This is a genomic window from Lutispora thermophila DSM 19022, assembly GCF_900142105.1.
GTDB lineage: Bacteria > Bacillota > Clostridia > Lutisporales > Lutisporaceae > Lutispora > Lutispora thermophila.
In genome coordinates, this window is sequence record NZ_FQZS01000006.1 from 100,012 (window position 1) to 126,823 (window position 26,812).

Consider the following 26,812-nt stretch of genomic DNA (forward strand, 5'->3'; position numbering starts at 1 on the left):
AATAACTTTGAGGTGATACTATGGGCAAGATTTTTGTAATAGGAATGGGTCCTGGGGGGCTGAAGGATATGAGCCCTAGGGCTAGAAAAGCAATAGAAGTAGCTGATTTGGTTGTAGGCTACAGCGCATATCTGGATCTGTTACAGGAACATTTTTTGGGGAAGCAGTTTATAAAGTCGGGAATGACACGGGAAGTTGAACGCTGCAAGCTGGTGCTGGAAAAGGCTTTGGAGGGACACAATGTTGCGCTCGTTAGCAGTGGAGACAGCGGAATTTATGGAATGGCAGGAATCATGCTGGAGGTTGTCAATAAATCAGGCAGCAATATAGATGTGGAAGTGATACCGGGAATTACCGCAGCGTCAGCAGCAGCGGCTGTTCTTGGTGCACCTATTATGCATGACTTTGCTGTAATAAGTTTAAGCGATCTTATGACTCCATGGGAGTTGATAAGCAAAAGAATTGAATATGCTGCACAAGGAGACTTTGTCATTTGTCTGTATAATCCAAAGAGCAAAAATCGCAGTGGCTATATTAACATAGCAAGGGATATCGTCATGAAATACAGAGATGCGAATACTCCTGTAGGCATTGTGAAAAATGTAGGAAGAACTGGACAGACCAGTGTTATAGCCACATTGGAGAATATGCTGAATAATGAAATTGATATGTTTACAGTTGTGTTGATAGGAAACTCACAAACTTATATTGAAAAAGGAAAGATGATAACCCCTAGAGGGTATAGATTGTAACAACAAAAGGAAAAGAGGGATAAGATGGCGGATGCTATGGTGATAGCAGGGACATCCGATGCAAAGCAGATTATAAATAAGCTTTTAAAAAAGGATATAAGTGTGATTGCAACTGTAGCAACAGGTTATGGAAGCCAGCTTCTTGAGAGGCATCCTAAGCTTCAAGTTCATGAGGGAAGATTGTCGGAAGCGAAAATTGCCAACTTGCTGGTGAAATCAAAAGTCAAATGTCTTATCGATGCATCCCATCCCTTTGCAAAGGAGATTTCCGTTAACTCTATGAAAGCCTGTATTGCGGCAAAGATACCTTATTTGAGATTTGAACGTAATGGAATTGCTGCTTCGGAAAAAGAGAAAGTAGTCCATGTTGATGATTTTTTGCAGGCAGCACGGAAGGCGGCATTGATGGAAGGAAACATTCTACTGACTATTGGCAGCAACAATGTGGAAGTCTTCACTGCAAACATCCCGGATTACAAGAGAAGGCTCTTTGTTCGAGTTTTACCTGAAAGCGGAGTACTTGCAAAATGCGAGGCAGCAGGTCTAAATGCATCAAACATTATAGCCATGAAAGGCCCATTTTCTGAAGAAATGAATTATGAAATGATTAGATATTGTGATGCCCGTGTATTGGTGACAAAAGACAGCGGAAATGCCGGTGGAGTGGAGGATAAACTTAAGGCCGCAAGAAAAGCAGGTATTGACGTTATTTTGATAAAAAGGCCGTACATTCAATACGGCTATATAGTTAGCACCATAGATGGGACTATAGAATATGTTGAAAAGCATATTTGACATGCTAGGACAGTGGTGAAAGGATTAAAAGATGAATAAAGTTTTATATCTCGTACATGAAATTGAAAGAAAAGAAACTGAAATTAATAAAATCAAGCGGAAGCATCCCCATATGGAAGCAGGATGGACTGTTATCGAGGAGGTGGTGACAAAACAGAGGACAATATAGTATATAGAATAAGATTTTGAATTAGCAATGGGAGTAGATAATAAGTATGAGTATACCTAAAATTGTAATTGCTGGATCAAACAGCGGTTGTGGCAAGACAACAGTGTCCATTGGAATAATGGGTGCATTGTCAGCTGAAGGATTAACAGTACAACCTTTTAAAGTGGGACCTGACTACATTGATCCCATGTTTCATACCTTTGTCACGGGTAATGCCTCAAGAAACCTTGACAGTTGGATGATGGATGAGAGTACTGTCTCACACATTTTTTTAAGAAATATAAGCAATGCGGATATTGCTGTTATAGAAGGTGTCATGGGGATGTATGACGGCTATGGCGGATATGATGGAGTGGGAAGCACTGCTCATGTAGCCAAGATAATTGATGCACCGGTAATTCTTGTGGTAAATGGAGAAGGTATGTCCTTAAGCATAGTTCCCCTCATTAAAGGGTTCATGGATTTTGATGAAGGGGTAAAGATAAGGGGTGTAATAATAAATAACATAAAAAGTGAAGCACACTTCAGGTTACTGAAGGATACTATCGAAGATCATCTGGATATTACTGTAATCGGTTATTTGAAAAATATGCCGGAGATAAGCTTAGCAAGCAGGCATCTTGGACTGGTTCCAGAAGATGAAATAGGAGATTTGAAGCAGAAGGTCACTCTGCTTTCTGAGGAATTGAAAAAGACTGTTGATTTGGAGCTCTTGCAAAAAATCGCTGTTGAGGGTGTGATGTTTGATAAAGAAAAAACTGAAGTACTGGAGCATGATGTGCGGTTTTCTGTAAAACCTCTTTCTTCGGTAGTCAGAATTGCGGTAGCCAGGGATAATGCCTTCAATTTTTACTACAGAGATAACCTGGATTTGCTGGAAATGCTGGGAGCGGAACTGGTATATTTCAGCCCCCTAAATGACATTCAGCTTCCTGATGGAATCAGCGGGCTCTATTTAGGTGGTGGTTACCCTGAAGTTTTTGCAGCCCGGCTTGAGGAAAATACAAGCATGAGGAAGAGCATCAGAAGCCGGATTATGAGTGGCTTGCCTACCTATGCCGAATGTGGCGGACTTATGTACCTATCAGAAGGTATAATAAACAGCAACGGAGAAATATATAGCATGGCAGGAGTAATCCCTGGCATAAGCAGGATGACTAAGTCATTACAAAGATTCGGATATATTGAAATCGATATTGTTGAAGATAATGTTCTTGCAGTAAAGGGTGAGAAAATAAGAGGACATGAATTTCATTATTCCATCACTGAAGTAAATGAGGATATCCCTACCTGCTATAGTATCAAAAAAAGTAAAAGGAACAGTGAAACAAGGATCTGGAAATGTGGATTTAAATTGCATAACCTGCTGGCAGGCTATCCCCATCTACATTTCTGGAGTAATCCAAGCTTTGCTGAAAGATTTGTGAAAAGCTGTCTGGGGTTTGGAGAAAAGAGATAAGGGGTTGATTTTAATATGAAAGCAAAATGTATTATGGTACAAGGAACGGCATCATCTGTGGGTAAAAGTCTTATTGTGGCCGGCTTGTGCAGAATATTCCATCAGGATGGATATAAGGTGGTACCATTCAAATCTCAGAATATGGCGTTGAATTCATATATCACGAAGGAAGGCAAGGAAATGGGACGAGCTCAGGTAGTGCAGGCGGAAGCGGCTGGTATTGAACCTTCGGTGGATATGAATCCCATACTTCTGAAGCCTACTACAGATAAAACGACACAGGTAATCATCAGCGGAAAAGTATATGGAAATATGTCAGCTGTCCAGTATCATGAGTTCAAACCGCAGCTCGCAGAGATGGTCCGTGATGTATATAACAGACTTGCTGAAAAAAATGATATCATAGTCATTGAAGGGGCAGGAAGCCCCGCTGAAATAAATTTGAGAGACAAGGATATAGTAAATATGGGAATGGCAGAAATAGCTGATGCGTCTGTAATCCTTGTAGGTGACATTGACAGAGGAGGGGTTTTTGCATCGCTGGCTGGAACCATGCTGCTTTTGACAGAGAGTGAAAAAGCTAGAGTAAAAGGTGTTATTATAAACAAGTTCAGAGGGGATGTGAAAATACTTGAGCCAGGCATAAAAATGCTGGAAGATATCATCAAAGTTCCTGTATTGGGAGTCATCCCATATACAAGATTGAACATAGAAGATGAAGACAGTGTTGCTGAAAGATTCAGCCAAAAAGAGGTCACAAATTGTGAAGAAATAGATATAGTTGTCATAAAGCTACCTCATATATCAAATTTTACTGATTTCAATGCTTTGGAGAACATAAAAGGAGCCAAGGTCAGGTATGTTGATCGGGTGGCTAATATTGGGAATCCTGATATGCTAATTCTTCCGGGTTCGAAAAATACTATTGAGGATCTTTTGTTTTTAAGGAAATCTGGTATAGAAAAGGAAATATACAGGCTTCATGATTCCGGTACCGTTATATATGGCATCTGCGGAGGATATCAGATGCTTGGAGTGGAGATAGCAGATCCTTACCATACTGAATCCAGTCTGGAAAAGATAAAAGGTATAGGTCTTTTAAAAATGAAAACTGTTTTTCAACCGGAAAAAGTAACCACACAGATAAAGGCTTTAATAAATGCTAATGATGGAATTCTGGAAGGCCTTAATGGAATAATGGTGGAAGGTTATGAAATACATATGGGTACTACTGAGTTTTTAGAAAATTGTACACCATATCTAACTATCTGTTCTGTATTTGGTCACAACCATATAAAGGTGGATGGAGTAAGAAACGGAGATGTGCTAGGCACATATATACATGGTATATTTGACAATATGGACTTTACTATGGGACTGATAAACAATTTAAGGAAAAGAAAAGGCTTGGAAAAAGTGGATGGTCCTATTGAGAGTTTTAAAGAGTTCAAGGAGGAGCAGTATAATAAACTTGCCAGCTTACTTAGAGAGAATCTGGACATGGATAGGATTTACAAAATTTTAAATAGATCCTGATGAACATGCTAAGATATATTATTAATAAGCTTTATCAGGATTGGCAATATCACCTTTGATTTGGAAGGAGCAAAGCTTGATTACTGTTTTATTGCTTGATATAATATAGCTTTGTTCCTTATTTATTTTGGAGAAGATATTGAAGGATTAACAGGCTTTGTTGGAGACTTGCCAAATATATAAAGTGATTTGATGTAATTGGTCGGAGAATAGCAAGGACATATAGTGTTGACACAATATGTTGTATATGGTAGTATCAAGATAACTAAATATTGTTATTGCAGGTGACTGTTGAGAACAGTTTAAAAGGGAATCAGGTGAAATTCCTGAACGGTCCCGCCGCTGTGATGGTGAGACATCTCATGGTAAATCCACTGGATGAGTTCCGGGAAGGAATGAGGTGTCGATGAACCAGAGTCAGAAGACCTGCCTGTAATGTTACACCATAGACTCTACGAGCGATAGAGGGGGTGTGGGATGCTTATATGAGTAGATGGATCAGCATAAGTATTCTATATGCAACGGCCTCTTGACCTTTGTCGGGAGGTTTTATCTATTATAAAACATATAAAACTCAGTTAAGAAGAAGGTGCAAAGTTAAATGATTACAAAAATCAGGAAGAGAGACGGAAGGGAAGTACCTTTCAATATTGAGAAAATAACAAATGCCATATTCAAAGCCACCAGAGCTGCTGGAGAGGAAGATTATGCAACAGCTATGGCTTTGGCGGAAAAAGTGGTGGAACAGTTACATAAAGATCCGGATAAAAAAGTTCCAGGAGTTGAAGAAATTCAGGATATTGTTGAAAGAGTTCTGATTGAAGAGGGACATGCCAAAACCGCCAAGGAATACATACTATACAGAGCTGAACGGACACGCATCAGAGAGATGAATACTAGGTTAATGAAGATATATGAAGAATTAACCTTCAAAGAATCCAAGGATAATGATTTGAAACGGGAAAATGCAAATATTGATGGTGATACGGCTATGGGAACTATGCTAAAATATGGTTCCGAAGGTGCAAAACAGTTTTATGAAATGTTTATTTTAAGGCCCGAACATGCAAAAGCTCATAAAGATGGCGATATTCACATACACGATTTGGATTTTCTTACTCTCACCACCACCTGTTGCCAAATAGATGTAGTGAAACTTTTCAAAGGCGGTTTCAGCACAGGACACGGGCATTTGAGAGAGCCAAACGATATTCACAGCTATTCTGCCTTGGCATGCATAGCTATACAGTCCAATCAAAATGATCAACATGGAGGGCAAAGCATACCCAATTTCGATTATGGAATGGCTTTAGGTGTGGCAAAAACATACGCAAGGCTTTATAAGCAGAATCTAGCGAAGGCTTTGGAATTATTAGCTGGCTATGAAAATGCCATCACACTGGTTGAAACTGTTTCAAAAAGAATAGCAGACGGAGACAATGTTTATCCAATGTTAGTTCCAAATGAAACATATGTTGAGCTAGAGAAAAGACACCTTATGGAATTTGTATCCGATGCTTCTATTATCCAAAAGGCACAGAACTTTGCAGCTGAAAAGGCACTGGCTGAAACAGACAGGAATACATACCAGGCTATGGAAGCTTTTATTCACAATTTGAATACAATGCACAGCAGAGCAGGAGCTCAGGTGCCTTTTAGCTCCATCAATTATGGCACGGATACCTCCCCGGAGGGCAGGATGGTTATTAAAAATCTCCTTCTTGCTACCGAAGCAGGTCTAGGAAATGGAGAAACACCTATATTCCCTGTACACATTTTTAAAGTTAAAGAAGGGATAAATTATAATCCTGAGGATCCGAACTATGACATGTTCAAGCTTGCCTGCAGAGTAAGCGCTAAAAGACTGTTTCCTAACTTTTCATTTTTGGATGCACCTTTTAACCTTAAATACTATAAGCCGGGACGGCCTGAAACGGAAATAGCATACATGGGATGCAGAACAAGAGTAATAGGCAATGTTTACGATCCTTCCAGAGAAATAGTAAATGGAAGAGGAAATTTGAGCTTTACAACCATAAATTTGCCGAGGCTTGCTTTAAAAAGCAATGGAGACATAAACATGTTCTTTGATGAACTGGATAAAAAAATAGATTTGGTAATCGATCAGCTTTTGGAGAGGTTTGAGATACAAGCTCGAAAGAAAGTAAAGAACTATCCTTTCCTTATGGGTCAGGGAGTATGGATAGACTCTGATAAGCTTGGCTGGGAGGATGAGGTAAGAGAAGTTCTTAGGCATGGAACCCTCACAACAGGTTTTATCGGACTAGCTGAATGTCTAAAGTCTTTAATTGGCAAACATCATGGCGAATCTGAAGAAGCCCAGAAGCTAGGCTTGAAGATAATAGGTCACATGCGGAAACGTATGGATGAAGCCAGTAAAAAATACAACATGAACTTTACTCTCATTGCAACTCCCGCTGAAGGTCTTTCAGGCAGATTTGTCAAGATAGACAGAGAAATGTTTGGTTCTATTGAAGGTATTACTGACAGAAAATATTACACCAATAGTTTTCATGTTCCGGTGTACTATGAAATAAGCGCTTTTGATAAGATAAGGATTGAAGCTCCCTATCACGAGTTGACCAATGCTGGGCATATTACATATGTTGAAGTGGATGGGGATCCGACACAAAATCTAAAAGCTTTTGAAAAAATTATCAGAGCTATGAAAGAAGCAGGTATAGGATATGGATCTATAAATCATCCGGTTGATAGAGATCCTATGTGCGGATTTACCGGAATTATCGGCAATACATGTCCCTTCTGCGGCCGTGAAGAAGGAGATGTAAAGTTTGAAAGGATAAGACGTATTACCGGATACCTTGTAGGTACAATAGAAAGATTTAATGATGCAAAGAGAGCTGAAGAACATGACAGAGTCAGACATATGTCCTTCTGTAGGTAGACTAATGATATATGTGTATTGTAATAAGCATTTTTATATATAAATTGGTGATTTTATGGAAACTTATATAAGAATTGCAGGAATAATAAAAGAGTCAATTGTAGATGGACCGGGAATACGAATGGTGGTTTTTGCACAGGGGTGTAAACATAAATGTCCTGGTTGTCACAACCCTGAAACCCACTCTTTTGATGGAGGTACATTGGTAACAGTTGATTCAGTACTTGAACAAGCAAAAGCAAATCCGTTGTTGGACGGTATCACATTCAGCGGAGGTGAACCCTTTGAGCAGGCGGAGGCCTTTGCAATTCTCGCTCAGAAAGCAAAAAAGCTTAATCTTGATATAATGACTTATACCGGTTACACCTATGAATATATTCTGGAGAATTCGTCAAAACATAAGGGTTGGGATGAATTGCTTGATGAAACCGACATACTGGTGGATGGCAGGTATGAAAAGGATAAAAGAAATTTACTTTTGAAATTCCGAGGCTCAGAAAACCAGAGGATCATTGATGTTAAAAAGTCAAAAATCGAAAATAGAATTGTTATAATGGATTAAATAATGATGAAATAGCGAACAAAGCAAGTATACTTAATTGGGTGTGCTTGCTTTGTTTTTTCTATATCCTAATTTTATGCATAGGTTGCGTCTGATAGTTATAAGTGTTATAACTATTGTGGCAACTGTGTATAAAAGATTTTCAGCTTTATTTCAGTGTAATGTAATATTATGATAGAATAGAAGTTTTGGAGGTGAATCTCTTGAAGGTACTGATCATCGAGGACGAAGCCTTGCTTGCTGATTCTATTAAATCGTTGTTGACGAAAAAAGGTTTCGAGGTTGACATTGCCTACGACGGAGAATCCGGAGAAGAATATGCACAGTTGGGAATTTATGATTTAGTGATTCTTGACATAATGATACCGAAAATAGATGGATATGAAGTAGCCAGAAGGATACGTGCAAAGCGCTTAGGAACGCCTATTTTGATGTTGACTGCAAAGTCAGAATTGGAGGATCGTATCGCTGGCTTGAATTCCGGTGCAGACTATTACCTGACGAAGCCTTTCGATACAAGAGAACTCTTAGCTTGTATAAATGCATTACTGCGCAGGCAAGGTGGACAGGTAAATGAGCTTGCGTTTGGAAACACATCCTTAGATCTTTCCTCTGCCATGCTGATTTGTGGAGAAAAACGTGTTCGTCTTTCAGCCAAGGAATTCGATATCATGCGATTTCTTTTTCAATCTGGGGAAAGAATTATTTCAAAAGAGATGATTTTGGCAAAGGTATGGGGCTATGATTCCGATGCAGTAGAAAATCACGTGGAAGTGTACATTGGTTTTTTAAGAAAAAAACTTGCAAGCATCGGTTCCAACATTCGTATCGAGGCAATACGAAGATTGGGATACCACTTGGAGGTAAATGAACATGATCAAAAAGTTGCGAATTAAGTTTGTCATCATCAATATGAGCATTGTGACTATTATGCTCTGCGTCATTTTAGGTTTGGTTTTTTATTTTACAAGGGTTAGTCTTGAAGCAGAGAGCATCAATATGATGCAAAACATTGCTAATCGACCGTTTCAACTGGGAGTTCCAAATGAGCTTGGTGAAGATGTACGTTTGCCTTTTTTTACCATACAACTTGGGCCTCGCGGAGAAGTGATGGAAACCGGCGGTGGATATTATGATCTTTCCGACAGGGAATTCTTAGATTATCTCATAAACGCAACCATAACATCTCCCAGAACATTTGCAGTAATAGAAGAATATAATTTGAGGTATTATCGAGTTGATACGCCATTGAACCATTTCCTTGTATTTTCAGATATATCCAGTGAACGAGCAACACTGAATAACATGATGAGGTCTTGTCTTATCATTGGAGCACTCAGTTTCCTAGTATTTCTCGGTATTAGCATTGAGTTGTCCAAATGGGCCGTAAAACCGGTGGAGTTGGCATGGAAACAGCAGCGACAGTTTGTGGCAGATGCCTCCCATGAGTTGAAGACACCACTGACTGTTATTATTACTAATGCAGAGCTTGCCCAGTGTCCAGAATATGATGAAGAGAGTAAGCAAAAATTCTTAGGCAGCATATTGACTATGTCTAGACAAATGCGAGGTTTGATTGAGCAAATGTTGGAGCTTGCAAGGGCAGACAATTATGATTTTATAAGGAATACAGAAGTAGTAGATTTTAGCAAGCTGGTTTCAGATGCTATTCTTCCATTTGAGCCGGTATTTTTCGAGAGAGGTCTGAATTTGACAACTAAGATAGATGAGAATATAAAAGTAAAAGGCTCAAAGGATCAACTTTGTCAGGTGTTGGATGTTCTGTTGGATAACGCTCAAAAATATTCCAAAGAGGCAGGAACTACCTGGGTAACATTAAAAAGACTTGGAAGAGGCCGTTGTCTATTAGTAGTAGCAAATGAGGGTGACAGTATCCCGCCTGAAGAAACAAAAAACATATTCAAGCGGTTTTATCGCATTGATAAAGCAAGAAGCAGGACATGTAGCTTTGGATTAGGACTTTCCATAGCTGAAACTGTAGTGACACAGCATCGAGGCAAAATCTGGGTAGAAAGCAGAACCGGAATAAACTATTTCCATGTTGAACTTCCATGTTCATAAATGATGTTTAAAGATGGATGAAGAACCTACAAACATGGGCTTCATCCATCTTTTATAATGCTTATGAAAGTATAAATTTCCTTAAATTAAACTTTATGTTAAAAGCCTTTCTTATATATGGAATCCATATCTTGCAGATATATTCTTGAAAATGTTTTCAGCGTCATTTCAGTGTTCATTATTATAATCAATATGGCTAGTATAGAAACAGCAAGGATAGGAGGTTAATTATGATATCGGTTGAACATTTAACAAAGCGTTATGGTGATTTTACGGCTGTGGATGATCTTACTTTTGAAATCAATGAAGGTCATGTCTATGGTTTCTTAGGACCAAACGGTGCAGGAAAATCCACAACCATGAACATCATGACAGGTTGTCTGTCAGCTACAGAAGGACATGTTAGAATTGATGGCTATGATATTTTTGAAGAGCCTAACAAAGCCAAGAAGCTCATCGGTTATCTTCCGGAACAGCCTCCATTGTATTTGAATGAAACGCCATTAGAATATTTGAGATTTGTAGGCGAGGCCAAAGGATTGCGTGGAGCAGAGCTAAAAAAACAGATTGAGCAGGTGATACATCAGACAAGGATTGAAGATGTAAAAAATCGCCGTATTTCATCTTTATCTAAGGGCTATAGGCAGAGAGTCGGGATTGCGCAGGCCCTTCTCGGGAATCCGAAGGTCATCATTCTCGATGAACCAACTGTTGGTCTGGACCCTATCCAGATTATTGAAATTCGTGATCTAGTTAAGGAACTGGGACAGACACACACGGTTATCTTTAGCTCTCACATTCTTTCTGAAGTACAGGCAATCTGTGATCAGGTATTGATAATCGCAAAAGGAAAGTTGATAGCCTTTGATAAACCGGAGAACCTGGAAAAAAGGTTGTTGGCACCAAATGAGATTATCATTACTAGCGATGCAACTGCTGAGGAAACTAAGGAAATTTTAGCTGGCATTGACCATATTATTGATACCAACATGGAGGAAAAAGATACTAAAATTATTGAAGTTCATATAAGAACAGACCATGACAATATCTATGAGATTTCCCGTGCTATTTTCTTCGCCTTCGCAGCAAAAGGGAAGGCGCTGTTGGAGATGTCTTTGAAGAAGGCAAATTTGGAGGATATCTTCATTGAACTTACAGAAAAAAGTGATGATACCGAAATTTTAGAAAATGGGACCGTCATGGAAACAACAAAAAGTGAGGTGTCTGATGTATGATTGCGGTGTTAAAGCATGAATTGAGGACTTACTTTCATTCAATAACGACATATGTGTTTGGTGCATTTTTGTTAGCTTTCGTAGGAATTGGATCCATGCTGTATAACTTGGAAGCAGCTGTAAGCAATTTTGAATATGTTCTGAGCTTTGGCAGTTTTGCATTTGTAGTCATAGTGCCCATTCTGACCATGCGAGTTATCGCAGAAGAAAAGAAGCAAAGGACGGATCAGCTTCTTTATTCTCTTCCAATAACCACAACTGAGGTAATTATCGGAAAGTATCTATCATTGCTGATTGCCTATTTAATTCCATTATGCATTATTTGTATATATCCGTTGATTTTTTCAAGGTTTGGTGATGTTTATTTGCTGACATCCTATGGTTCCATTTTGGGTTTCTTTATTATGGGTGCAGCCTTGATTGCTATAGGAATATTCATTTCGTCTCTTACTGAAAACCAGGGATTTGCAGCAGGTATTGGTATTGCTGTAATTTTGCTTAATTATTATAGCGTCAGACTATCAGAGTATGTATCCTCTACAGCTTATGGATCTCTTATAGCCATATGCATCATTATTATTGCACTTGGATTTGTCATTAACCATTTGATAAAGAGTTCCAATCTGGCTTATGGAATATGTTTTATACTCATTGCAGCCACTATGATAACCTACTATATTGATATGACTAAGTTTGAAGGTTTGCTTCCTAAGATCATGACTAAATTGTCCTTGTTTGAACGATTTAATGTCATTGTAAACGGAGTTTTCGATATGACTGCCATCGTATATTATCTCACTATAATTGTATTCTTCTTATTTCTATCTGTGCAGTCATTGGAAAAAAGGAGGTATAACTAATGAATAAATTAGGACTCCTTAGAGATTCATTGCGTAAAGAATCAAATCTAATTGCTTTTCGTGGAGGATCCTATTCTTTGATCATGACGGCCATTGTATTAGCTATTTTGATTGTGGTGAATATTTTCGTGTCAGCTCTTCCTTCTACAATGACCAAATATGATATTAGTGCCACAAAGCTTTATTCCATTACCAGCAATACTAAAGTGGTGGTAAACAGACTGGATGAGGATGTGACCATATATTGGATTGTACAGTCCGGAAAGGAAGACGAAGTTATAGAAAATCTGCTGAGCAAATATGATAGCCTATCTGACCATATTAAAATCGTAAAAAAGAATCCTGACGTTTTCCCCACATTTGCAAAGCAGTATACCAATGAAACAGTAAAGAACAACAGCCTGGTTGTGGAAAGCGGTAACCGTAATCGCTACATAAGCTACGATGACATTTATCTTCAGGAGGCTGATATGTATTCCTACTCCACCAAGAAATCCTTTGATGGAGAAGGTGCTATCACCTCTGCCATAGACTATGTCACCAGCGAAAAGCTGCCTCAGCTGTATCTTCTGGAGGGTCATGGGGAGTCCCAGCTTCCGTCCACATTCAGGGAGCAACTGGAAAAAGATAATATAGAGCTTAATACATTATCACTATTAAAGGTGGATTACATCCCTGATGATGCAGATGTCATCATGATATATGCACCAACCAGCGACATTTCTGAAATGGAAAGGGATATGCTGGCTGATTATGTGAAGGATGGCGGAAAGCTATTGGTGATGTCAGGACCTACGGAGGATGGTATTCTGGAAAATCTGTATGGTCTGCTGTCAGACTATGGTGTAGAACCTGTAGAAGGTATTGTGGTGGAGGCAGACAGAGAGCATTACGCTTTCCAGGCACCTTATGTGCTGCTACCGGACATGGAAAGCAATGAAATTACAGATTCTCTTATACAAGAGAAATATTATCCAATCATGCCAATTTCTCAGGGCATAATTGTAGAGGGTACATCCAGCTATGGAAAAGTAACTGCACTCCTTAACACTTCCGATTCTGCTTACAGCAAAATAGCAGGTTATAATATTTCTACCTATGAGAAGGAAGAAGGAGACATAGAGGGCCCCTTTGCTGTGGCAGTTTCAATAGAAAGCAGCAATGATGGCAGGATTGTCTGGTTCGCATCCTCAAGCTTCCTGGAAGATATGTATAATGCTTATTCGTCCGGTGCCAATGTGGATTTGGGAATGAATGCAGTGTCTTTACTGATAGGAGAAAGCGAGGCTATGGCAATACGCAGCAAGTCCCTGGACTATAACTATCTGACCATCAGCGATTCAGTTTCCTCTATGTTAAAAGTGGTTATGATAGTGGTATTTCCTCTCCTGTATCTAGCTGTAGGCATTTTCGTAATTCTCAGAAGAAGGAGGATGCAGAATGAAACGATCTAAAAAAATTTATATGCTATTAGGTATTTTGGCTGTATGTTGTATTGCTACATTCAGCGTAATAAAACTGGAAGATCATAAAGAAAAGATTAAAAACAGTGATAAAATCATTCTTGAGATATCTCCTGATTCTGTGCAGTCCTTATCTTGGAAATATAAATCAAAGGCCCTTGGATTCCATAAGGATGAAAAATGGCTTTACGATGAAGATGAAGCATTCCCAGTAGATGAAGAAAAAATCAATGATATGCTGAAGCAATTTGAGAAATTTGGAGTATCCTTTATCATTGAAGATGTAGAAGATTATGGTCAATATGGTCTTGATAACCCCACTTGTACCATTAATCTGTCAACTAAGGAAAAATCTTATGAAATTCAGTTGGGAAACTATAGTGAAATGGATTCTCAAAGATATGTCTCCATTGGAGATGGAAATGTCTATCTGGTAAAGAATGATCCACTGGACTATTTTGATGCAGTCCTCAGCGATATGATCGACCATGATGAAATCCCAAAGCTTGATGATGTGAAAGAGATTCAGTTTAAAGGTGCTGAAGCTTACAGTATTGCATATGAGGAAGATAGCTCCATCTCCTATAGTGAAGATGATGTCTTTATAGCAAAGAAGGATGGAAGGGATTTGCCTCTTGATACTACTAGGGTAAAAAAGTATTTGAAAAACATCAGCAATTTGAATCTAAACGATTATATGACATATAAGGCGTCAGATGAAGAACTGCAGAAATATGGTTTGAATGAACCTGAGTTGACAGTAACTGTGAACTATATTTCTAAGAATGATAAAGGAAAAGAAGTTTCAAATAACTTTGTACTGAATATCAGCCGTGATCCCAAGGAAAGGAAAGCAGCCAAGAAAGTTGATAATAAAGAAAGCGATAGTTCCGATGAAGAAGAGATTAAGGCGTATGCAAGGGTTGGCGAGTCTAAGATACTTTATAAGATAACATCTTATGATTATAAAAATCTTACAGCAGCGTCATATGATTGTTTCAGGTATCTAGAGGCCGTTCCTGCAGATTTTGAAGATATTTATAAGATTGATATTTCATTGGAAGATGCTGATTATACCATAACCTCGGATAAAAGACTCAATAAGCGCGCCTATTATTATCAGGGAGAAGAATTGGAAACTACTGATTTAAAGAAAGCTTTGGAAAATCTTAAAGCAGACAAATTTACTGATGAGCAGCCGACGCAAAAAAAAGAAATCGGATTAAAGGTCTATTTGGATAATAAAAACTATCCTGAAATCCAGATCCAATTGTATCGATATGATGGAACCTATTGTCTTGCAGTGATTGATGGAAAGCCTGTGTCTCTTATCAAGCGTTCCAATGTGGTTGACTTGATTGAAGCGGTTCATGCCATTGTGCTGAATTAGGGATTGCTTATGGTCTGGCATTATCTCATTATTATAAAGGGTGGGATAATGCCAAAGTTTTTCATGACTTTTGCATAAGAAAGCATGATGAGTATTGATAAGTTATAACTTGGGAAAGTTTCTTCTAATTGTTAAACAGTGTTAAGAAATGCTTGAAAGCAAATGGATGGCTGATTCTTAGAGATTAGTGGCTAGTTAAGCACATCAAAATCATTGTCTCAATATTATAAGCGATGGTAAAAGGACAATTGATATCATAACATTCACATTATAAAATATCCTTAAGTCAATTATACAATTTGAAGGAGTGGTTTTATGCTGTTTGAATCTGAGAGAATCATTTTACGAAATGGGGCAAAGGATATGGAGCAGAGGCAATGAAATTGCTTCTTGATTACGGATTTTTGGAGTTGAATTTGCACAGAATATATTTAAGAGTTTTTTCCTTTAACAGCAGGGCAATAAAATTATATGAGAAATTGGGCTTTAAACAGGAAGGAATATCACGGGAAGTGATTTATCGTCATGGAGGATGGCATGATATCATTCATATGGCTGTTTTGCAGAGAGAATATCTGGAAATCAGAGAAAAGTTATAAAGAATTATATACAGCAGTAGATTTTATTGTAGTTTGAGACATCACTTCTAATGCAAGAGGTAAATATTAGATGACAAAAGTAGTTTTATATGATATAATAGATTAAAAAATAATATAATAAACTGAATATAAGAAACAGGTGCCAATTATGTTTTTACAAGCTAAAAGCATGAATTGGTGAAAAGGGAAGTAGGTTAGATTCCTACGCGGTCCCGCCGCTGTGATAGAGGAGCCTTTACATAATGCCACTGGGAAACTGGGAAGGATGTAAAGGTGATGATGCTTAAGCCAGAAGACCTGCCTGTTTCGATGCCATTGAGCCCTATGTGGAATAGGGAGGTGTGCGATAAGATATGGATAAATCATAATATTTTTGCAAACCTTCCTAGGCTTTTTGGGAAGGTTTTTAATTTTCCCAAAAAGTTAAAACAACTATCTTAAATTTATAATTTATGTTTACTTGTTAAGGAGGGATAAGGTGGATAAACAATTAAGCAATTTTGAATTAAGCGAAAAAGAAAAGAAACTCATTGAATTAATTAGGAAGATTGAATATGGAGAGATTAAAGTTATTATTCAAGATAAGCTTCCAATTAGAATTGAAGAGATGAAGAAATCTATAAAGCTCTAATATGCAATCCGTGTTTAAAAACGTTATATGTACTGACTGGAAAACCAGAGGTACCGTCGAAAGGTGGTGGCTATGGTTTTTTTGCTTTTTATAGCTAGAATTGAAGGTTGATAGGCCTATATAAAATTATGGTAGTTCAAAATAGAGTTCCATTAGATTTTTGGAGGTTTGAAAGATGAAGAAAAGGTTTTTGTCAATACTTCTAATAATATGCTTATTGTTAAACATGTTTACAGGCATAAATGTTTTTGCTGCAGATGACAGCAAACAGATAAGCATTAGAGTAGAAGGTATAAACAGTACTATTATCTCAGAAGCAAATTATGAGACTAAGAAAAGTACGGTATATGAAGCAGTTTATGAAGTGCTGCAGAGTGAAAACATACCTATAGCTGCTTCTGAAAGCCAATATGGGAAATATATTTCTGCAATTAACGGGGAAAAGGAAGGAACCTTTGGCAACTATGATGGCTGGCTATATGCAGTCAATAATGAAATTCCTGATACAGCCATAGATTCATGTACGATTAATGATGGCGATGAAATTGTTATTTATTACGGAGGATATCCACCTGCTACATATATTCCTACAGTGGAATTATCAGAAGATATAGTTGAAGCAGGTACGGATTTTACAGTAACTATAACATCAACATATTACGATTGGGAAAAAGATGAAGATGTCAATGTTAAGTTGGAAGGTGTGAAAATAAGCCTTTCTGGAAAATCATATTACACAGATGAGAATGGCGAAGCTATTATTACTGCACCTACAGCTCCAGGAAGTTACTCATTGAAGATTAGCCAAGATAGAGATGACAATTACCCCTTGATTGTTAGGACAACTAAAGATTTTGATGTCATTGAAGCAATACAATCACCTAAAACTGCAAAAGGGCATGTTACTTTTTCGGTAGAAAAATTTACTTTAGGCCAAGGTTATATTATTGAACCTATAAAAGTCCCATTTTATGAAGGCGATAATGGTGCAAAACTGATAACTGATTTGTTGACGGAGTATTTGGGTGAGGATAGCTTTGATTATACAGGCAGCATAGAAGGTGGATTTTATCTGTCATCTATAAGAGACGGAGGGCCAGAGGAGGCAAATATTCCGCAATATATTCTGGATCAAATTGGTTATGATGTAGATGGGAGATCTAATGATGGATGGCTTGGAGAATTTGACTATACATTTATGTCAGGTTGGATGTATGCTGTAAACAATTGGTTTCCAAACTATGGATTTTCAGACTATTCTCCTGAAGACGGAGATGTAGTCAGGGTTCAGTTTACAGTTTATGGTTATGGCGCAGACCTTGGTGCTGTATCAGACTGGGGAATGGAACCATTTATTATTGCAGCCAATAAGGATGATTTGACAGCAAAAATTGGAGAAATAAACAGTAGTCCAAAGAAAGATCAAATCCTTTCAAATCCGCTGGTAAGGGCCGCATATGATAATGTTTATGAAGTGCTTATGAATATGGAAAGCACCCAAGATATGGTTGACGAAGCATTGCAGGAGCTCAAAAATGCGTTAAGCGGTAAGGAGCCTGAAAGAAAGGTTACAATAAAATCTATAACACCAGTAGCTGATATAACGGTGGATTTTGGCACAAGCCTGGAAGAAGCCATAGCAGCTTTACCGAAAACAACTACTATTACAGACAGTGACGAAAAAGAGCATATAGTGAATTTAAATTGGACAATTGCAGACTATAATGCTAATAAAGCAGGAGACTATACTGCAACAGCCACCTTTGATTTGCCGGAAGGAATCAGCCAGGCAGAACCAGCAATTGAGCTCATAGTACAGGCAAAAGTGATAGTAGAGGCACCTGATAATCCAGTTGACACTATCCAGTTAGCCAGGGAACATCTTGCAAAGAGCCTTGCTTATATTCATGAAACCACACCAAATCCAACCTTCGGAACCGGAGGAGGAGAATGGTCCATCCTTGCTCTGGCAAGAGGAGGATATAAAGTTTATGAAGGCTATTATGATATCTATTACAATAATGTAGTAAATGAAGTAAAAAGGCTGATGCCTGCTTCAGGAAGCAAGCCTGAAGGTAGATTGGATAGAAATAAGGGAACAGAACATTCCAGATTGATTATAGGTTTGACTTCTATAGGCAAGGATATAACAGATGTAGGAGGCTATGATATAAGAGAAGCCCTTGCAGACTTTGATTATGTAAAAAAGCAAGGCATAAACGGCCCAATTTTTGCACTGATAGCATTTGACAGTCACAATTATGAAATACCAGTAATAGATGGGGTAGCTGAACAATCCACAAGAGATAAGTTTATAGACTATATACTAGACAGAGAAATAAACAAGGGTACAGAAAATGCAGGAGGATGGGCACTATCAGGAAATACTCCTGATCCGGATATCACTGCCATGGCCATCCAAGGGTTGACACCATATTATGAAAAACGCCAGGATGTAAAAGCTGCAGTAGATAGAGCAATTGATTGGTTATCAAAGGCACAAAAAGAAGATGGCGGATATTCAAGCTGGGGAAGTGTAAACAGTGAGAGCATTGCCCAGGTGATTGTAGCTTTAACCGGTTTAGGCATCGATCCTCATAATGATGCGAGGTTTATTAAAAATGGCAATTCAGCAGTTGACGCCTTGTTGACCTTTGCAGGACCCGATGGCGGCTTTATGCATGTGAAACCCGGAGGTAACACAGGCGGTGGAGCAGAAGCCGGAGTAATAGACGGCATGGCTACAGACCAAGGTACCTATGCACTTGTGGCCTATATTAGATTTTTAGAGGGCAAGAACTCTCTTTATGATATGACAGACGTAAAATTAGAGAATGATCAACCGGTAGAACCAGAAAAACCGGAGGAGCCGACGGAAAATGAGATACCATTACCGGAGGGAGATAAGCCAAAGGTTCAAATTCCGTCAGACGATAAGGAATATAATATACCTATAACAAAAGAGGATGGTAATAAAGAAATAACAATAGAAATCCCTGCTGATAGGAATTCAAAGGTTACCGTTGCACTGCCATTAAATGAAAGCCTACCACAAATTAAGGCTGTTAAGGGCAATGTAACAGTGGAAATTCCTAAGGACGCAAAAGTTTCAAGCGGTGATGTATCGGCTCTAGAGCTAATAACATCGAAAGATGCTAATAATGCCTCCATAAGAGAAAAACTTAACAATGAGCTTCCTGAGGGCAAAAAGCTGGATCAGATCCTTTATGTTTACTCCATGGGCGGAAGCTCAAGAGTTGAGTTTAGCCATTTTGTGACTTTGACCTTTGCCGGTATGAAAGGCAAGGAAGCTGCTTATATACAAAATAGATCGCTCCATATAATTCAAAAATATGCAAGCGATTCTGAGGGTCTAAAGAGTGGTAAACCGGAGTATGCCTATGACAGCGGAAATGACTTAATTATAAAGACAAAGCATTTTACTGATTTTGTTGTTTACGCTGCAAGTGATTCACAAACTCCTGGAGGCGGAAGCGGTGGCAGTGGCGGAAACGGCGGAAGTGGTGGCAGTGGCGGATCTACTGAACCTAAAAAATATATTACTCTTTCTATAGACAAAGAGACTATCGGAAAAGGATATGTGTTACCACCTACGAAAGTTGAGTTTAAAGATGGAGAATCTGTCTGGGATGTATTAAAAAGAGAAATGGATCGCCGAGGAGTAAAGTACACCTATGTTTGGACACCAAAATATAATAGTGTGTATGTTGAATGGATAGACGGAGATGGAGAGTTCGATCATGGTAGTGGTAGCGGATGGATGTATAACGTTAATGGCTGGTATCCTAACTACGGTGCAAGCTTATATAAGCTGAAAGATGGAGATGTAGTACAATGGCGTTATACTACTAACCTAGGAGTAGATTTAGGTGAAGATATTACCAAATGGGATCAGCCAAAAATTACTGTAGAAGGATTAAAAGATAAGCAAAAGGTGACAGATAAAGAACTAACCTTTAAAGTTACCGCAAAGGATGTAAAAGGCAAGAGTTTGACTCCAACTGTTAAGTTCAATGGGAAAGAAATAACAGGAACCAATGGTAAATATGAAGTTACTCTGGTTGATGGGGAAAATACCATAATTATAATAGCCATAGATGCAGATGGAAACAGAGCAGATGCTACTTATACTATCATATATAATTCTTCAGCAAGTCCTGTTTCTGGAGGTTCTTCTCCTGGTGGCTCACCTTCCGGAGGTTTGTCTTCCGATGGCTCATTGAATTCAAACAATCAGGTTGTTGAAAACGGAAATCAAAATAATCAGAATGATAATAAGGAAATTGCAATAAAATCAGACAACGAATTGAATAATATTTATTCAGACGCGAGTTCCATTTCATCCTGGGCTCTGGAAGCTGTTATAAGAGCTACTGAAAAAGGGTTTGTAACAGGCTATAATGGTAAGTTTAATCCAAAGGCTAATATTACTAGAGCTGAGTTTACAAAAATAATGGTTTCTGTGTTAGGGCTTGATATTAAAATCGATAAAACAATTAACTTCACAGATGTTAAAGAGAATCAGTGGTATTACCCATATATTAATGCCGGTTATAAAGCTGGGATTATAAATGGAAGCGGTAATGAATTCAATCCCGATGGAAATATAAACCGTGAGCAACTGGCAGCAATTGTCGTCAGAGCACTGCAACTTAAACCAACTAGGGCAAATACTACAATAAAAGATTCAAACAAAGTGTCAGATTGGGCTAAATCTGAGGTTGAAACAGCGGTAGCTTATGGACTGATGGTAGGTAACAATGGCATTTTTGATCCCAAAGCCTTTGTCACCAGAGAGATGGCAGCCGTAGTAGCCATGAGAGCCTTTGATTATAAAAACAATAATAATACAGAAGAAATAGGCATACAAAAACAGAATAATGTACAAAAACAAAATAGTGTTGATGTAAAAAAACAGATTAAAGAAACTGCAGAGTTTATGCAAAAAACAATTACTGATCCTATAGTAGCAAGTGTTGGCGGGGAGTGGACAGTCTTCGGGCTGGCCCGCTCCGGCCTAAATATTCCTAAAGAGTATTTTGAAAAATATTATGCTAATGTTGAAAAAACTCTAAAAGAAAAGTCAGGGATTTTACATCGTATAAAATATACGGAATATGATCGTGTTATCTTAGCCTTAACCGCAATTGGGAAAGATGTTAAAAATGTGGCTGGATATGATTTGACAAAGCCTCTGGCTGATTTTAACACCTTAATCAAACAAGGTATTAACGGTCCTATCTTTGCACTGATTGCATTAGATAGCAAAAACTATGAAATACCCATGGATAACACTGTAAAAGTACAGACTACAAGACAAATGCTCATAGATTTTATATTGAATAGAGAAATTCAAGGCGGAGGATGGGCATTAGGTGAAAATCCATCTGAAGCGGATCCGGACATAACTGCTATGGCTATACAAAGCCTTGCACCATATTATGACAAAGATGAAAAGGTAAAAGCAGCAGTGGATAGAGGGCTGAATTGGTTGTCAAAGGCTCAAAGATCAGATGGAGGTTATTCCAGTTGGGGATCTATTAATTCTGAAAGCATAGCTCAGGTTATCGTAGCCTTGACTAGTTTGGGAATTGATCCTCATAATGATCCTAGATTTGTCAAAAACGGTAATTCAGTAGTTGATGCATTATTGAGCTTTGCTGTTCCTGGAGGGGGATTCTATCATGTAAAACCCGGAGGAAAAGGTAATGGTGGAGCAAATCCGGGGGAAGTGGATCCAATGGCTACAGATCAAGCTATGTATGCGTTTGTTGCCTATGATAGGTTTATCAATGGACAAAATCGTCTATACGATATGACAGATGTAAATAAATAAAGTAACATTGGTATTCAGATTTAGAATGAATTATTGGATATGCTAAGCAAGGATAAGGATTTATCCTTGCTTAGCATTTAAAAAGGAGGGCATAAGCAGATGAACAGGAAGCAATTACTTACAGCAATATTTGTCATAGGCCTATTGGCAATAGCCTTCTTCTGCTTTGGAGACGGTAACGAAGTAGTACCTTTAAGTCCTGATGATATAGGTCAAGGGGCACAAACAGCGGTTGATATTCCTAATTATAATGAATATACCTTAGATGATGTTCTGGATAATAAAGGGAATATTTTAGCAGATGAAGACATGGCAAAGGAATCGGAAAAAAGTCCCAATATGGAAACAAAACAGGTAGAAAAAATAAACGAGCAAGCAGAAGATAAACCAAACGAAGTGCCAGAAAGTAATAAGAAAGAAAATCCCTTAAAAAATGAAACTGAAAAAGAAAAGCTGATGGATCCAAAACTTGAAAAACAAAAGATAATAGAAAGAGACAATAAAAATAAAGATAAAAAGGATAAGTATCTAACAGACCCAGTACCTGAAGGAAAACCAAAACCTGTTGAATGGCAGGATGTAAAAATAAATTACGATAAAGAATTAACCTGCACATTATCCGTTACATGTAAATCTATTTTAAATAATATGCATCTTTTCAACATGGATAAGCTTGAGGTGCTTCCGGAAGATGGAGTTATATATGAAGCACAAACGGTTACTTTTTATGAGGGAGAATCAGTATTTGATGTGCTCCTTAGAGAGATGAAAAAGAATAAAATTCATATGGAATTTGTAATGACACCTATTTACAATAGCTACTATATTGAGGGAATTAATAATCTGTATGAATTTGACTGTGGAGAGCTAAGCGGTTGGATGTATAGGGTAAATGGCTGGTTTCCAAATTACGGCTGCAGCCGGTATATGCTTCAGGATGGAGACGTCATCGAATGGGTTTACACCTGTGATTTAGGGAGAGATATTGGCGGAGAATGGGCGGTTATAGGAGGAGAAGAATGATCATAGATAGTTTTTCTTCATTTCATCCAATAGTAAATTTCACATATTTTTCAGCCGTATTGTTATTCAGCATGTTTTTTATGCATCCTGTATTCTTAGGGATATCGCTCGTTAGTGCCTTTGTCTATTCAGTTATGCTAAAAGGTAAAAAGGCAGTGAAATTTAACATACTTTATATGATGCCTTTGCTGTTGTTTATGGCAATACTCAATCCTGCATTTAACCATCAGGGAGTCACCATATTATTTTATTTAAAAAGTGGCAATCCGATCACTCTTGAATCCATACTCTTTGGTGTAGCTTCAGCTTGTATGTTTGTAACAGTAATATTATGGTTTTCATGCTATAATGCAGTGATGACTTCTGATAAATTCATCTATCTATTTGGCAGAATTATACCAGGGTTATCCTTGATTCTTTCTATGGTGCTACGTTTTGTACCTAGATACACAGCTCAAATAAAAGTGATTTCAAATGCTCAAAAATGTGTAGGAAGAGATGTTACCCAAGGCAATGTAATTGCAAAAGCTCGGAATGGAATAAAAATCCTGTCAATTATGACTACATGGGCTTTGGAAAATGCTATCGAAACGGGAGATTCCATGAGAGCCAGAGGATATGGTTTACCCAAACGGACCAGCTTTTCCATATTTCGCTTTGATAATCGTGATAAAGTAACATTTGCTGTTATGGCGGGATTAATTGTTATCGTGTTAATTGGTGCTGTAATGGGAGAGAACACAATGCGTTTTTTCCCTTCTATAAAAACAATAAATACAACTATATTTAGTCTAGTTGTTTATACCGCTTATTTTATACTATGCATGCTACCGGTTATTATCAATATTATGGAGGAAATCAAATGGAAGTATATAGTATCAAGAATCTGAGTTTCAGCTATCCTCAGCAATCAAAATATGCTCTTAATGATATAAATCTTACAATAAACAGCGGAGAGTTTGTTACAATCTGTGGTAAATCCGGTTGCGGTAAAACTACATTGCTAAGGCATTTAAAAACTATACTTACACCCCATGGAAAGCGTAAAGGGGAGATTTGTTTCTATGGACAACCTTTGGAAGAAGTTGACCATCGTACACAGGCTTCAAAAATCGGATATGTGCTTCAAAGTCCTGACAATCAAATAGTTACGGATAAGGTTTGGCATGAACTGGCTTTTGGTCTTGAGAGCCTTGGTTATGATAATAGCACAATCCGTTTGAGAGTGGCAGAAATGGCAAGTTTTTTCGGTATACAAACCTGGTTTCATAAAAACGTTACGGAGCTTTCAGGAGGACAAAAACAACTTCTAAATCTGGCTTCAATTATGGCTATGCAACCTTCCGTATTAATCCTTGATGAGCCTACATCTCAGCTAGACCCTATAGCGGCTATGGATTTTATGGAGATAGTAAAAAAGATAAACAGAGAACTTGGTATCACAATTATTTTGACAGAGCATCGTTTGGAAGAGATAATTCCAATGTCTGACCGCATTATTGTTATGGATGAAGGAAGTATCATTGCAGATGACACACCTCAAAAAGTTGGTGAGATGTTAAGTGCAATGGAGCATCCCATGTCTGTTGCAATGACTACGCCTATGCAGATATATGCAAGAGTGGAAAACAATCTGCCTTGTCCCGTTACTGTTAAAGACGGACGTAAATGGATTGATACACTCCTTGGAGGCAAAGTTATTAAAAAAGAACATAAGTTGATGCAACATCCATCGACATCAAAGAACGTAGTTATTCAGCTTAAGGATGTATGGTTTAAATATGAAAAAAATTTGCCGGATGTAATAAAGAGTTTATCCATGGAAGTAAAAGAAGGACAGTTCTATTGTATTGTTGGAGGAAATGGCACAGGAAAAACAACTGCTTTATCTATTATAAGCGGGCTGTATAGGCCTTATAGAGGCAAAGTATTGGTAAATGGTAAAAACATAGCAAATATGAGTATAAAAGAACGTTATAGAAATAATTTGGGAGTACTTCCTCAAAATCCACAGGCTCTATTCGTAAAGAAAACAGTAGAACTGGATTTATATGAAATGCTATCTGATACAAAACTGACTAAGGAAGAGAAAGCAAAGAAAGTAAAAGAAGTAGCAGAATTTGCAGAATTAGACGGATTGCTTCACATGCACCCCTACGATCTAAGTGGAGGGGAACAGCAAAGAGCAGCCATTGCAAAAGTACTTCTGCTTGAGCCTAAAATATTGCTGCTTGATGAGCCAACCAAAGGAATTGACGGTTATTTTAAAGAAAAGCTAGCAAGTCTCTTTAAAAATTTGACATCAAAAGGGGTAACTATTGTTATGGTATCCCATGATATTGAATTTTGTGCAAAATATGCGGATGTGTGTGCAATGTTTTTTGATGGAAGCATCATAACATCTAATCCAACTAAAGAATTCTTTGCAGAAAACAGTTTTTATACAACTGCAGCCAATAGGATGGTTAGGCATATTTGCCCTGATGCAGTAACAATAGAGGATGTGATAGAACTATGTCAGAGAAACAGCCAGCAAAAAATGGCATAAGTAAACGCACATTATTGGCAACCATACTTATACTCTTTATCATTCCGGTTACCATTTTATTTGGTGTATTTGTCCTAAATGATAGAAAATATTATTTTATAAGCCTTTTAATAATAATATATACAATGATTCCTTTTGTAATGGTGTTTGAAAACAGAAAGCCTAAGGCTAGAGAGTTAATCGTTATTGCCGTATTATCAGCTATTGCTGTGGCAGGAAGAGGAGCCTTTTTTATGCTACCCCAGTTTAAACCCGTTGTTGCCATTGTCATTATCACAGGTGTATGTTTTGGTGCAGAGTCCGGCTTCCTTGTAGGTGCCGTTACAGGTTTTGTGTCTAACTTTTTCTTCGGACAAGGGCCATGGACACCATGGCAGATGTTTTGCTTTGGAATCATTGGCTTTATAGCAGGTATCCTATATAAAAAAGGCTTTTTAAAAAAGACGAAGCTTTCTTTGTGCGTTTTTGGAGGGCTAGCTACCTTTTTCATCTATGGAGGGATTATTAATATCGCTTCGATGTTGATTTTTACATCACAATTTTCATGGAAGGCTTTGCTTGCTACCTATATTTCAGGATTTTGGTTTGACATGGTTCATGCTATAGCTACGGTGTTCTTCCTATATACTATTTCTCAACCTATGATTGAAAAGCTGGAGCGCATTAAGATAAAGTATGGGTTAATTGAAACAGAAGACGAAGCAGTTAGCCTATAGCGATAATAATAATATCTAGAGATGGTTTATTATTAGTAGTAATTTGACAGTTATGCGAAGTGAATATTAATAACAAATGAGAGAAAACTAAAATAAAATTATGAAAAAGAATAGTATTTTGAGTGAACAGCCATGGGAGTTACGGCAATAAATATATTAAATGCAGCTATCATACAATAGTAGTTTATTCAATTTTCAAAATTAACGCA

General features: G+C 37.8%; 19 protein-coding genes, 1 pseudogene and 2 riboswitches. All 20 genes and pseudogenes read left to right on the forward strand.

The features are described from left to right. Positions 1 to 20 precede the first annotated feature (20 nt). The 20 genes and pseudogenes from cobJ (at position 21) to BUB48_RS18005 (ending at position 26,603) form a co-directional block, all read left to right on the forward strand. A complete protein-coding gene (gene cobJ, locus BUB48_RS04910) occupies positions 21 to 752 on the forward strand; it encodes a precorrin-3B C(17)-methyltransferase (RefSeq protein ID WP_073025133.1) in 732 nt (243 codons plus the stop codon). A 24-nt stretch (positions 753 to 776) separates the two neighbouring features. Further along, positions 777 to 1,547, forward strand: a complete 771-nt coding sequence (locus tag BUB48_RS04915; protein ID WP_073025134.1) for a cobalt-precorrin-6A reductase — start codon at positions 777 to 779, stop codon at positions 1,545 to 1,547. 31 nt (positions 1,548 to 1,578) lie between these two features. After that, positions 1,579 to 1,716: a hypothetical protein gene (locus BUB48_RS17995; RefSeq protein ID WP_175548365.1), complete on the forward strand. Its 138-nt coding sequence runs from the start codon at positions 1,579 to 1,581 to the stop codon at positions 1,714 to 1,716. Between the two features lie 46 nt (positions 1,717 to 1,762). Further along, a complete protein-coding gene (locus BUB48_RS04920; RefSeq protein WP_073025135.1) occupies positions 1,763 to 3,175 on the forward strand; it encodes a cobyrinate a,c-diamide synthase in 1,413 nt (470 codons plus the stop codon). A 15-nt stretch (positions 3,176 to 3,190) separates the two neighbouring features. After that, positions 3,191 to 4,711 (forward strand): cobyric acid synthase, encoded by a 1,521-nt coding sequence (locus tag BUB48_RS04925; RefSeq protein WP_073025136.1) that lies wholly within the window; start codon positions 3,191 to 3,193, stop codon positions 4,709 to 4,711. A 265-nt stretch (positions 4,712 to 4,976) separates the two neighbouring features. Further along, positions 4,977 to 5,159: riboswitch (cobalamin riboswitch) on the forward strand. A 153-nt stretch (positions 5,160 to 5,312) separates the two neighbouring features. Beyond that, on the forward strand, positions 5,313 to 7,637 hold the full coding sequence (locus tag BUB48_RS04930) for an anaerobic ribonucleoside triphosphate reductase (protein ID WP_073025137.1): 2,325 nt from the start codon (positions 5,313 to 5,315) through the stop codon (positions 7,635 to 7,637). Positions 7,638 to 7,692: 55 nt separating this feature from the next. Further along, positions 7,693 to 8,199 carry an anaerobic ribonucleoside-triphosphate reductase activating protein gene (nrdG, locus tag BUB48_RS04935; RefSeq protein ID WP_073025138.1) on the forward strand — a complete coding sequence of 169 codons (507 nt, stop codon included), beginning with the start codon at positions 7,693 to 7,695 and terminating at the stop codon, positions 8,197 to 8,199. 203 nt (positions 8,200 to 8,402) lie between these two features. Beyond that, the gene (locus BUB48_RS04940; protein WP_073025139.1) at positions 8,403 to 9,095 is read left to right on the forward strand and encodes a response regulator transcription factor; all 693 of its coding nucleotides are present in this window, start codon (positions 8,403 to 8,405) and stop codon (positions 9,093 to 9,095) included. Next, positions 9,073 to 10,281, forward strand: a complete 1,209-nt coding sequence (locus BUB48_RS04945) for a sensor histidine kinase (RefSeq protein WP_073025140.1) — start codon at positions 9,073 to 9,075, stop codon at positions 10,279 to 10,281. The genes BUB48_RS04940 and BUB48_RS04945 overlap by 23 nt, the downstream gene beginning before the upstream one ends. Positions 10,282 to 10,511: 230 nt before the next feature. Continuing rightward, positions 10,512 to 11,516: an ABC transporter ATP-binding protein gene (locus BUB48_RS04950; protein WP_073025141.1), complete on the forward strand. Its 1,005-nt coding sequence runs from the start codon at positions 10,512 to 10,514 to the stop codon at positions 11,514 to 11,516. Next, positions 11,513 to 12,376, forward strand: coding sequence for an ABC transporter permease (locus tag BUB48_RS04955; RefSeq protein ID WP_073025142.1), 864 nt, complete (start codon positions 11,513 to 11,515; stop codon positions 12,374 to 12,376). Before BUB48_RS04950 ends, BUB48_RS04955 begins: the two co-directional genes overlap by 4 nt. Continuing rightward, the gene (locus BUB48_RS04960; RefSeq protein WP_073025143.1) at positions 12,376 to 13,830 is read left to right on the forward strand and encodes a GldG family protein; all 1,455 of its coding nucleotides are present in this window, start codon (positions 12,376 to 12,378) and stop codon (positions 13,828 to 13,830) included. The genes BUB48_RS04955 and BUB48_RS04960 overlap by 1 nt, the downstream gene beginning before the upstream one ends. Continuing rightward, a complete protein-coding gene (locus BUB48_RS04965) occupies positions 13,817 to 15,229 on the forward strand; it encodes a DUF4340 domain-containing protein (protein WP_073025144.1) in 1,413 nt (470 codons plus the stop codon). The genes BUB48_RS04960 and BUB48_RS04965 overlap by 14 nt, the downstream gene beginning before the upstream one ends. Before the next feature lie 350 nt (positions 15,230 to 15,579). Beyond that, positions 15,580 to 15,828: pseudogene (locus BUB48_RS04970) on the forward strand (GNAT family N-acetyltransferase); the annotation flags it as partial. Positions 15,829 to 15,948: 120 nt separating this feature from the next. Then, a riboswitch (cobalamin riboswitch) is annotated at positions 15,949 to 16,147 on the forward strand. A gap of 159 nt (positions 16,148 to 16,306) precedes the next feature. Beyond that, on the forward strand, positions 16,307 to 16,459 hold the full coding sequence (locus tag BUB48_RS04975) for a DUF2292 domain-containing protein (RefSeq protein ID WP_139249913.1): 153 nt from the start codon (positions 16,307 to 16,309) through the stop codon (positions 16,457 to 16,459). Positions 16,460 to 16,634: 175 nt separating this feature from the next. Next, positions 16,635 to 22,316, forward strand: a complete 5,682-nt coding sequence (locus BUB48_RS18290; protein WP_073025146.1) for a DUF4430 domain-containing protein — start codon at positions 16,635 to 16,637, stop codon at positions 22,314 to 22,316. Positions 22,317 to 22,415: 99 nt separating this feature from the next. Continuing rightward, positions 22,416 to 23,339: a DUF4430 domain-containing protein gene (locus BUB48_RS04985; protein WP_073025147.1), complete on the forward strand. Its 924-nt coding sequence runs from the start codon at positions 22,416 to 22,418 to the stop codon at positions 23,337 to 23,339. After that, positions 23,336 to 24,229, forward strand: a complete 894-nt coding sequence (locus BUB48_RS04990; RefSeq protein ID WP_073025262.1) for an energy-coupling factor transporter transmembrane component T — start codon at positions 23,336 to 23,338, stop codon at positions 24,227 to 24,229. The genes BUB48_RS04985 and BUB48_RS04990 overlap by 4 nt, the downstream gene beginning before the upstream one ends. Continuing rightward, positions 24,202 to 25,887: an ABC transporter ATP-binding protein gene (locus BUB48_RS04995; protein WP_073025148.1), complete on the forward strand. Its 1,686-nt coding sequence runs from the start codon at positions 24,202 to 24,204 to the stop codon at positions 25,885 to 25,887. Before BUB48_RS04990 ends, BUB48_RS04995 begins: the two co-directional genes overlap by 28 nt. After that, positions 25,854 to 26,603, forward strand: coding sequence for an ECF transporter S component (locus BUB48_RS18005; protein WP_073025149.1), 750 nt, complete (start codon positions 25,854 to 25,856; stop codon positions 26,601 to 26,603). The genes BUB48_RS04995 and BUB48_RS18005 overlap by 34 nt, the downstream gene beginning before the upstream one ends. Positions 26,604 to 26,812: the final 209 nt, after the last annotated feature.